Annotated in this window: 8 protein-coding genes and 1 pseudogene; 4 read left to right on the top strand and 5 right to left on the bottom strand. The window is 61.4% G+C overall.

The features are described from left to right. A pseudogene (locus AC1RJY_RS22760) lies at positions 1–198 on the top strand (lipoyl synthase); the annotation flags it as partial. Between the two features lie 95 nt (positions 199–293). Next, on the top strand, positions 294–1,055 hold the full coding sequence (locus AC1RJY_RS22755; RefSeq protein WP_014921379.1) for a DUF4191 domain-containing protein: 762 nt from the start codon (positions 294–296) through the stop codon (positions 1,053–1,055). Positions 1,056–1,142: 87 nt separating this feature from the next. On the opposite strand, the gene AC1RJY_RS22750 is transcribed toward AC1RJY_RS22755, so the two are convergent. Continuing rightward, positions 1,143–1,580: an RDD family protein gene (locus AC1RJY_RS22750; RefSeq protein ID WP_011774449.1), complete on the bottom strand. Its 438-nt coding sequence runs from the start codon at positions 1,578–1,580 to the stop codon at positions 1,143–1,145. A gap of 312 nt (positions 1,581–1,892) precedes the next feature. Here AC1RJY_RS22750 and glnA point away from each other — a divergent pair, with 312 nt between their 5' ends. Further along, a complete protein-coding gene (glnA, locus tag AC1RJY_RS22745) occupies positions 1,893–3,317 on the top strand; it encodes a type I glutamate--ammonia ligase (RefSeq protein WP_011774448.1) in 1,425 nt (474 codons plus the stop codon). Positions 3,318–3,387: 70 nt separating this feature from the next. On the opposite strand, the gene AC1RJY_RS22740 is transcribed toward glnA, so the two are convergent. The 3 genes from AC1RJY_RS22740 to AC1RJY_RS22730 form a co-directional block, all read right to left on the bottom strand. Further along, a complete protein-coding gene (locus AC1RJY_RS22740; protein ID WP_011774442.1) occupies positions 3,388–3,738 on the bottom strand; it encodes a hypothetical protein in 351 nt (116 codons plus the stop codon). Between the two features lie 101 nt (positions 3,739–3,839). Next, positions 3,840–4,055: a hypothetical protein gene (locus tag AC1RJY_RS22735; protein WP_043806551.1), complete on the bottom strand. Its 216-nt coding sequence runs from the start codon at positions 4,053–4,055 to the stop codon at positions 3,840–3,842. Positions 4,056–4,087: 32 nt separating this feature from the next. Next, positions 4,088–4,702, bottom strand: a complete 615-nt coding sequence (locus tag AC1RJY_RS22730; protein ID WP_498603596.1) for a GNAT family N-acetyltransferase — start codon at positions 4,700–4,702, stop codon at positions 4,088–4,090. A 62-nt stretch (positions 4,703–4,764) separates the two neighbouring features. Here AC1RJY_RS22730 and AC1RJY_RS22725 point away from each other — a divergent pair, with 62 nt between their 5' ends. Further along, a complete protein-coding gene (locus AC1RJY_RS22725) occupies positions 4,765–6,255 on the top strand; it encodes an arylsulfatase (protein ID WP_014921375.1) in 1,491 nt (496 codons plus the stop codon). Here the strand turns inward: AC1RJY_RS22725 and AC1RJY_RS22720 are convergent. After that, positions 6,243–9,254 carry a bifunctional [glutamine synthetase] adenylyltransferase/[glutamine synthetase]-adenylyl-L-tyrosine phosphorylase gene (locus tag AC1RJY_RS22720; RefSeq protein ID WP_498603595.1) on the bottom strand — a complete coding sequence of 1,004 codons (3,012 nt, stop codon included), beginning with the start codon at positions 9,252–9,254 and terminating at the stop codon, positions 6,243–6,245. The genes AC1RJY_RS22725 and AC1RJY_RS22720 overlap by 13 nt on opposite strands. Between the last annotated feature and the right edge of the window lie 3 nt (positions 9,255–9,257).

Here is a 9,257-nt window from a genome sequence, read left to right as displayed (position 1 = left end):
CTCCAGCACGAGGCCGAAGAAATCGGGTTCCTCGGTGTCATGTCCGGGCCGTTGGTGCGGTCCTCGTACCGGGCCGGGCGCCTGTGGGCCACCGCGATGCGGAAGAAGGGCTGGGAAATCCCGGCCGCCCTGGCCCACATCGAGTCCTCCGGCACCACCCGCCAGGAAGCCTCCACCATCCTCGCCGCCCACGGCTAGCACTGAGCAGGACCGCAATCAGTACAGAAGGACCGGATGCCCGCTACGTAACGGCGTCCGGTCCTTCTGCGTACATCACGTAGAATTAAGGCACTATGGCGAACTCCCCTGATTCCAGCAATTCGACCCCCTCGGCCGACGCACCCAAGCGTGGGCTGTTCCAGCGCAAGCCCAAGGAAGCCAAGGCCAAGAAGCCGAGCCAGCTGAAGCAGATCGCTGAAGTCTTCAAGATGACCCGGCGAAATGATCCGCAGGTTGTCTGGATCATGGTGCTGGCATTCCTTGCAGTGGTTGCCGTGGCCTTCCTCATCGGCTTCCTGCTGGAGAACTGGGTCACCGGCCTGATCATTGGTATCCCGCTGGGTCTTCTTGCGGCCGTCTTCATTCTTTCCCGCCGGGCTGAGAAGGCTGCCTTTGCGCAGATTGAAAACCAGCCTGGCGCTTCCGGCGCGGCGCTGGGTACTCTTCGCCGCGGTTGGGTCACCCAGGATCAGCCTGTTGCCGTCAACCCCCGCACCCAAGACGCTGTGTTCATGGCCATTGGTCGCCCCGGCGTCGTCCTCGTCAGTGAAGGTCCCACCCACCGGGTCAAGCCCTTGGTAGACGCAGAGCGCAAGCGCCTCGCGCGTATTCTGCCCAATGTCACCATCCACGTCTTGGAATCCGGCCGCGGCGAAGGCCAGGTGCCACTGAACAAACTTGCCAAGACCATGGGCAAGCTAAAGAACGAACTCACCAAAGTAGAGGTCAACGCAGTTTCCAAGCGCATCAACTCCCTTGGTAACCGTCTGCCCATCCCCAAGGGCATTGACCCCTACAAGGCCCGTCCGGACCGCAAGGCCGCCCGCGGACGCTGATCCCACATCAAAAAACCGCCCCTGTCTTCTGATGTAGAGACAGGGGCGGTTTTTGTTTAAATCGCACTAAGAACAAGTCATGGGGTGCTACATCCTGATGAGGATGGTGTTCATCGCTTTGTCGTGCAGGCCTCGCTGATCGGGATCGAAGACCACTGCCGGGATGACCAGGCAGAGCAGGAGAGTCCGCACCACGGCGGCCAACGGTCCTGCGGGACCGCCACCCAATCGAACCACGTGGATGCCGGCCATCCTGTGACCGATGCTGTAACCCAACGTTCCGATCAGGAGGATCTGCTCCACGGCAAATATGGCCAACGTTGCCCACGGGTTTCCCCCGAAGGCAAAATTGCTGATCACCAGGGCGATCGTCCAGTCCACCATGATGCCCAGAATGCGCCGTCCGGCTCGCGCCATGGAACCCGGGCCGGATTCGGGCAACCCGAGCCGTTCACCAGGATATTTGGAGATTCCGGATGTGTCCGGGCCGCTCAGCCAGGAGCCTATGTCTTTTCGATCTACCACACTCCAAGCCTAACGGCTGGCATGCTTGGTGACCGACCGCGAGACCTCTGATGATGGACGCCTACCGCCCGGGTGTTCGCCCAGCGGACCGGCGTGGACCGGACACAGGAAAGCCGACTACCGTTTACACGACAGATGATTCTGTAACCTGCCGGAAACAATACTGACACCCCCGGGAAATCCCATCTCCCTAAGGTGGTATGAGTTGCCAGCCACCATGGCACGGGGAACTTTTTGTGTCTCCCGACCCTTGGTATGGGCTGCACCACGCGGCCTTCCGGGCCTGTTACTTGATATGCATAAGGAGCATAGATGTTCAAGACTGCGGACGAAGTCCTCAAGTTCATCAAAGACGAAGACGTCAAATTCGTCGATATCCGCTTCACCGACCTTCCTGGTGTCCAGCAGCACTTCAACGTGCCGGCCAAGAGTGTCGACCTCGATTTCTTCGTCCACGGCCAGCTCTTCGACGGATCTTCAATCCGCGGCTTCCAGGGCATCGCCGAGTCCGACATGCAGCTCATCCCGGATGTGACCTCGGCTTTCATCGACACCTTCCGCATTGAGAAGACGCTCGCACTGAACTTCTCCATCGTGAACCCCCGCACCGGTGACCCGTACCACCGCGATCCCCGCGGCGTGGCAGAGAAGGCTGAAGCGTACCTGGCATCCACAGGCATCGCCGACACCGCGTTCTTCGCTCCCGAAGCCGAATTCTTCGTCTTCGACAACATCCAGTACGAGTCCTCCCCGCAGGGCAGCTTCTACAAGATCGACTCTGAAGAAGCACACTGGAACACCGGGCGCAAGGAAGAGGGCGGAAACCTCGGCTACAAGACCCCCGTCAAGGGCGGTTACTTCCCGGTCTCCCCCACCGACAAGCAGGCCGACCTTCGCGACGCCATGTGCATCGAGCTGGACAAGGCCGGCCTTGAGGTCGAGCGCTCCCACCACGAAGTTGGATCCGCCGGCCAGGCTGAGATCAACTACAAGTTCACCACGCTGACCGCGGCTGCTGATGACCTGCAGAAGTTCAAGTACATCATCAAGAACACCGCAGATGCTTGGGGCAAGTCCGTCACGTTCATGCCGAAGCCCGTCTTCGGTGACAACGGCTCGGGCATGCACTGCCACCAGTCGCTGTGGAGCAACGGCGATCCGCTGTTCTATGACGAGAAGGGCTACGCGGGCCTTTCCGACACCGCTCGCTGGTACATCGGTGGCCTGCTGAAGCACTCTTCCGCAGTCCTGGCCTTCACCAACCCGACGGTTAACTCCTACCGCCGCCTGGTCAAGGGCTTCGAAGCTCCGGTGAACATGGTCTACTCGCAGGGCAACCGCTCCGCTGGTATCCGTATCCCGATCACGGGCACCAACCCGAAGGCCAAGCGCATTGAGTTCCGCGCGCCGGACCCCTCATCCAACCCGTACCTGGCGTTCGCTGCACAGCTGATGGCCGGCATCGACGGTATCCGCAACCGCATTGAGCCCCCGGCTCCCATCGACAAGGACCTCTACGAGCTCCCGGCCGAGGAAGCCAAGGACATCCCCAAGGCTCCGGGCACCCTGGAAGAAGCACTTGAGGCCCTGCGCGAGGACAACGAGTTCCTCCAGGCCGGCGGCGTCTTCACCCAGGACCTCATCGATACTTGGATTGACTACAAGTACGAGAATGAGATCCGCCCGCTGTCACTGCGCCCGAACCCCTACGAGTTCGAGCTCTACTACGGCGTCTAATACCACCACGTAACAAAGAGGCCAGCCTCAGTCTGTACGGACTGAGACTGGCCTTCTTTGTGGGTTCGGACTACTCGGACTTGCCTTGGTCGCGATCCCTGAGATTCTTGGTGATGTCGTCCAGCTTCTCCTTAACGAAACTGGCTGCTTCCGAAAGCCCCTTTTCCGCGCTGCCCAGCGGGTCCAACTGAAGATACACGTTCTTATCGATGGGCAGGTCGTATTCGTCTTTCAGATGAGTACCACCGGCAACTCCGTCGAGGGACAGGTACACAAGGGCTTCAGTCCTTGCGATGCCCGCGATCGTGCCGAAGACGACGGTGAAATCATTGGGCTGAAAGCTCACAGAATGGCCTACGTGACGCCGATCCAGCTCTCCGGCGGGAATGGCCTTCTCCGACGGATTTCCGTTGTATTCCATGTACTTCCCCTATGCGTTGAGAACAGATACACAAGAAGTCTATAAGGATACTTAGCGTGCGGGGGGCGATTGCGGCGGCGCACCCCTGAGCGAACGGCGCGTTACTGCTTTCCGTACTTTTTGTGCACTGCCTGCTTGCTCACCCCGAGGCAGAGCGCGATCGCTTCCCACGACAAGCCTGATTGCCGGGCGGCGCGCACCAGCGAAGCCTCGGCTCGGCCCACTTCCTTCTGCAACTCCGCAACGGCGTAAAGCGCCTCAGCCGGGCCCATGCCGTCCATTGATCCCACTAACGTTTTCATCCGGTCCACCTCCATGCCGTCAACCATAGTTGACGGTATAGTGAGCGTCAACTGTCATTGACGTCACTAGGTTCAGCGGGCGCTGAGACCTCCGGCAAGAAAGCCTTGTACATGGTCCGCTGTGGACCCGCGCTACCACCCAGGTAACGCCCCACGTCCTTGAATCCGGCTTTCGAGTACGCCACCAACCCTGCCGGATTACGCTCGTTGACAGAAAGCACGACGCCGGCCTGCCCGCCTCCCAGCCTGGCCGTCACCTTTCGCGCTTCCTCCACTGCGGCCCGCGCAGCCAGGGTGCCGAGGCCCCGCCCTTGGCTTCTTGTGTCGATCAGGAATCCCCTCAACAACCACACCGACTCGTCGTCAGGCCAGCCCGCGAGCGTGGCCGCGCCGGACTGGAGGGTCAGCACACCAACAGCAACTCCTCCTGACTCAATGACGTACGGGAGGCGAGACTCTTCTTCCAGGGAAATGAGCATCATACGCAGCGGATCCCCGACGAAGTCCCGCTGCTTTGCTTCCACAGCCAACTCCGCAACTGCCCCGAGCTGAATGGCGCGAGCGTCGTCGTCGAGCATTTTGAGGGGAATCAGCCAGACATCGCCTTGCCCACTGCGATCACTCTCGATCGAAAACGCGCCATCCGAGTCATATTCAAGCATTCGCAGAAGTTCTCCTATTAGGGTTGTCTCAACCGTTTCCGACGACCAAGGGACCACTTCCGATGAGCAAGCCCAACGTCATTCTCATTTGCGTCGATGAGTGGAGGGGCGACTGCTTGTCCTCGGACGGCCACCCCTATGTGGAGACACCGCACCTGGACGACCTTGCCCGAAACGGTGTCCGGTTCTCCAAGGGCTATTCTGCTACACCGTCATGCGTACCTGCCCGCGCGGCATTGTTTACCGGCCAATCACAGGAAAGGCATGGCCGCGTCGGGTACAACGACGGTGTACCTTTTCATGCCGTCCATCCAGTGACGCTGCAAGGCGAATTCAGGAAAGGCGGCTATCACACCCAGGCCATCGGAAAGATGCACGTGTGGCCGGAACGCTCCAGGCTCGACTTTGATGACGTTGTCCTGCACGACGGATACCTTCACCATGCCAGGCAGGAACACCATCAGAACTTCGCCATGTTTGATGACTACGTGCCGTGGCTCCGACGACAACCCGGGATGGGTCCGGACGCCGAGTATTTTGATCACGGCGTCAATTGCAATTCGATTGTCGCCCGTCCTTGGGACAAAGCGGAGAATCTGCATCCCACGCATTGGATCGGCACGCAGGCCATCGAATGGATGCACCGGCGCGATCCTGTAAAGCCCTTCTTCCTCTACCTTTCCTTCCACCGCCCGCACCCACCGTACGATCCGCCGTCGTGGGCCTTCGAACAGTACCTCAACATACCGGCGTATGAACCGGTGGAAGGTAACTGGGAACAGCACTGGGACGAGCATCGGCAGGACGGAAACTACCAAGCCAGCTACGGCAGGATCCCTGACCACGTTGTCCACAGAGCCAGGGCGGGCTACTACGGGCTGATGGCCCAGATCGACCTGCAGGTCAACCGGATCAAGGAGTCACTGGCCGACTTCGGCCTGCATGACAACACCGTGATCGCCTTCACCAGCGACCACGGCGAAATGATGGGTGATCACCATATGTTCCGCAAGGCGGTCCCTTACGAAGGATCCGCCCGGGTACCGTTCATCATCGCCAATTCCCCGTCCGCTCAGCAGGCCGCACGCGGAACGGTGGTGGACCACGTGGTGGAACTCAGGGACATCATGCCCACGCTGTTGGACCTCGCCGGGTTGCCCATCCCGGATTCCGTGGACGGAGAATCACTGGCAAGCATCGTCCGGGGCGAGAGCACCGGAGCCGTCAGGGATGTCCTTCACGGCGAACACGTGTACTGGGGCCAGAACCTGCACTGGTTGACCGATGGCCACCACAAATACATTTGGGGTTCCGGTGAAGGGACTGAAGAACTGTTCAATCTCGACGCCGATCCCCAGGAGAGGAAAAACCTCGCCCAAGCGCCTGCTTACCTCGGTGAACTGCTGTCATGGCGCCAACGAATGGTGGAGACACTTAAGGACCGCGAGGAGGGATACGTCATTGACGGCGCGTTGACGCCAGGAGCCGCGGTGGTCGCCATGCTGCGGCATGCCCGGGAAAAAGCCTCCGCCGCCACGCCTCAGTTGCCGTAGAACTCTTTCTCAAAAACGCCCCTGGCGCGACGACTAAGCCTCAGATAGTCCTCTTCGAAGTGGCCCGCGTTCCCGGGTTCGTATCCGCACCAGCGTGCCACGGCCTCGAGGTCCTTGCGCGATGATGGCAAAAGATCCGATGCCCGTCCCGTCACAATGACATTCGCGGAACGAATGCGGCTGGCGAGTCTCCACGCTTCCCGCAGGAGCTGGGCGTCGTCTTCAGCGATAAGTTCCAGCTTTTCCGCAGCAGCCAGGGCGTCCAGAGTGGACGAAGTCCGCAGCTCCGGGTGCTTGCCTGCATGCTGGAGTTGAAGCAACTGAACCAGCCATTCGACGTCGCTCAGGCCGCCTCGGCCAAGCTTGACGTGCCTGGCGGGATCGGCGCCACGAGGCAGACGCTCGGACTCCACCCTGGCCTTGATACGGCGGATCTCCCGGACGTCCTGCTCCGCGAGTTGCTCGGGGTACCGGATGGGATCGATGAGGCGTACGAAGTCGTCGGCAAGATCGTCCGAGCCTGCCATCGGGCGGGCCCGCAGCAGTGCCTGCGCCTCCCAAATCAGGGACCACCGTCGGTAGTACTCCGCATAGGAGTCCAGAGACCGCACCATGGCACCGTTCTTGCCCTCGGGCCGCAGGTCGGCATCCACCATGAGCACTCGTTCGGCCATGATCGCGGGCTTGAGCGGCTGGGTGAGGAAGCTGGAAAGCTTGGCGACGATCGCCGTCGCCTGTTCCTGGGCCTCAGCATCAGTGAACCCGGGACGGGCACGGTGCACGTAGATGACGTCCGCGTCCGAGCCGTAGCCGATCTCGCGGCCACCCTGCCGGCCCATCGCCACCACCAGGACATCGGTTTTCAAAGGATCAGTCGCCGCGATGACGGACTCCGCTACATGCAACGCCCCTAGAACGGCCGCCCGGTCCGTCTCGGCCAAGGCCAGTCCCACGGCATCCTGGTCCAGCAACCCGGCGCTATCCGCGACCGCGGTGCGCAGGATTTCGCGACGCCGGATCAACCGGATCAGCCTCATGGCACTCTCGGGATCCTCATGGCGGGAAAGCTTGGACCGGATTTCCTGCCACTGGGCTTCAAAAGGAATCGGTGCCAGTTCTTTGTCGCTGCCCAACCAGGCAACGGACTCCGGCGATACTTCCAACAGGTCCGAAATCAGGCGGGAATTAGCCAGCACCTGGCAGAGTCGCTCGGCTGCCGCTTGGGAATCCCGGAGCAGGCCCAAATACCAGTGGGTGGTTCCAAGGGCTTCGCTGACCCTACGGAAGGCGAGCAGTCCGGCGTCGGGATCAACGCCCTCGGCGAGCCACCCCAGGAGGATCGGCAGGAGCTGCCGCTGCAGTGCCGCACGCCGGCTGACGCCCGCGGTGAGTGCTTCGATGTGCCGCATGGCACCTTGGGGGTCCACGTAACCAAGCGCTGCAAGACGACCTTGGGCTGCCTCCGGGCTGAGCTTCGCGTCCTCGCTGCTCAGCTTTGCCGCGGTGTTGAGCAGCGGCCTGTAGAAGATCCGCTCGTGCAGTTCGCGGACGGCCTTCTTGGTTTTTTGCCAGGTGGCCATCAGCTGGTCGGGATGGGGTCGCTCCAGCGCAAACGGACCCAGGACGGCCTTTGCAAGGAAGCGCTGGGCATCCTCGGTGACAGGCATGAGGTGGGTTCGACGCAGTTGGAACAGCTGAATTCTGTGTTCCAGGAGACGCAAATAGCGGTAGGCATTGTCGAAGGCCGCTGCGTCAGTCCGGCCGATGTAACCACCGGCAGACAACGCCGCAATAGCAGACGTGGTGTCACGGCACCGAAGTGACTCGTCAGACTTTCCGTGTACCAATTGCAGCAACTGCACCGTGAATTCAACATCGCGGAGGCCACCGCGCCCCAGCTTGATTTGACGCTGTTCTTCGGCTGCCGGAATGTAGTCGGTCACCCTGCGGCGCATGGCCTGGACCGACTCCACAAAGCCCTCACGTCCTGCGGATGCCCAGACCAGCGGTTCCACGGCCTTCTCGTAGCGCTGACCGAGTTCCTGGTCGCCGGCAATGGTCCGCGCCTTCAGCAGTGCTTGGAACTCCCAACTTTCGGCCCACCGGGCGTAATAGCTCAAGTGCGAGGGAAGGGTGCGAACCAGCGGCCCGGACTTTCCTTCCGGACGAAGATTGGCGTCGACTTCCCACAGGCCTGGTTCCGGCGCAGAAGAGGAGATCGCCCTGGAGATACCGGACGCGAGGGCGGTGCCTATAGTGGACGCGCGTGCGTCGTCCACCTCCCCTGCCTCGATGACATAGATGACATCGACGTCGGAAATGTAGTTCAGCTCCCGGGCGCCGCACTTACCCATGCCAATGACGGCAAGCCCGATGTCTGCGATCTCGGCTGCGTCGAACTGGGCTGCAGCTTCCGCCCGGGATACCGCGAGGGCGGCCTCAATGGCAGCACCGGCGAGATCTGCCAACTCGGCACCAACTGCAGGCATGAAGTCCGTTGGTGATGCCGCGCAGATGTCCTTGATAGCAAGCTCCGTCAAACCGCGGCGGTACGCGCTCCGCAAGGCTGCGTATGCCGGCAGGCCGGTTATCCCGGCCACCGGGCGCTGGGCGCCGGGCTCGGCTTTCACGGAGCGCAGCAGCATCGCCCGGAGCTCTTCATAGGATGCTTGGAGCGGCTCCGGACTGACCCGGACATTGAAGACATCCAGATGCTCCGGCCGGCGCATGAGAAACTCCCCCAGCGCCTCCGAGGCACCCAGGAGCCGATACATAGGCTCGCTGGTGTCCTGATCAGCCGCAGCCAGCTTCTTTAGCCCCGGATTCTTCTCAATCAGCCTGACCAGGGACTGGAGAGCGGTATCCGGGCTGGCCGACAAGGACAGCCCGGCGAACAAGGCGTCCTCGTCGATCCCCTCAAGTTCCGGGGCAGCAAGAAACCGTTCGCCCTTTTCGAGGTCACTGAATCCGGCTGAGATGAGCCGACGCGCGAGGCTCATTGG

It is taken from the genome of Arthrobacter sp. GW822-FHT05G07, assembly GCF_058799755.1.
This window is presented reverse-complemented; position numbering and strand designations above follow the sequence as displayed.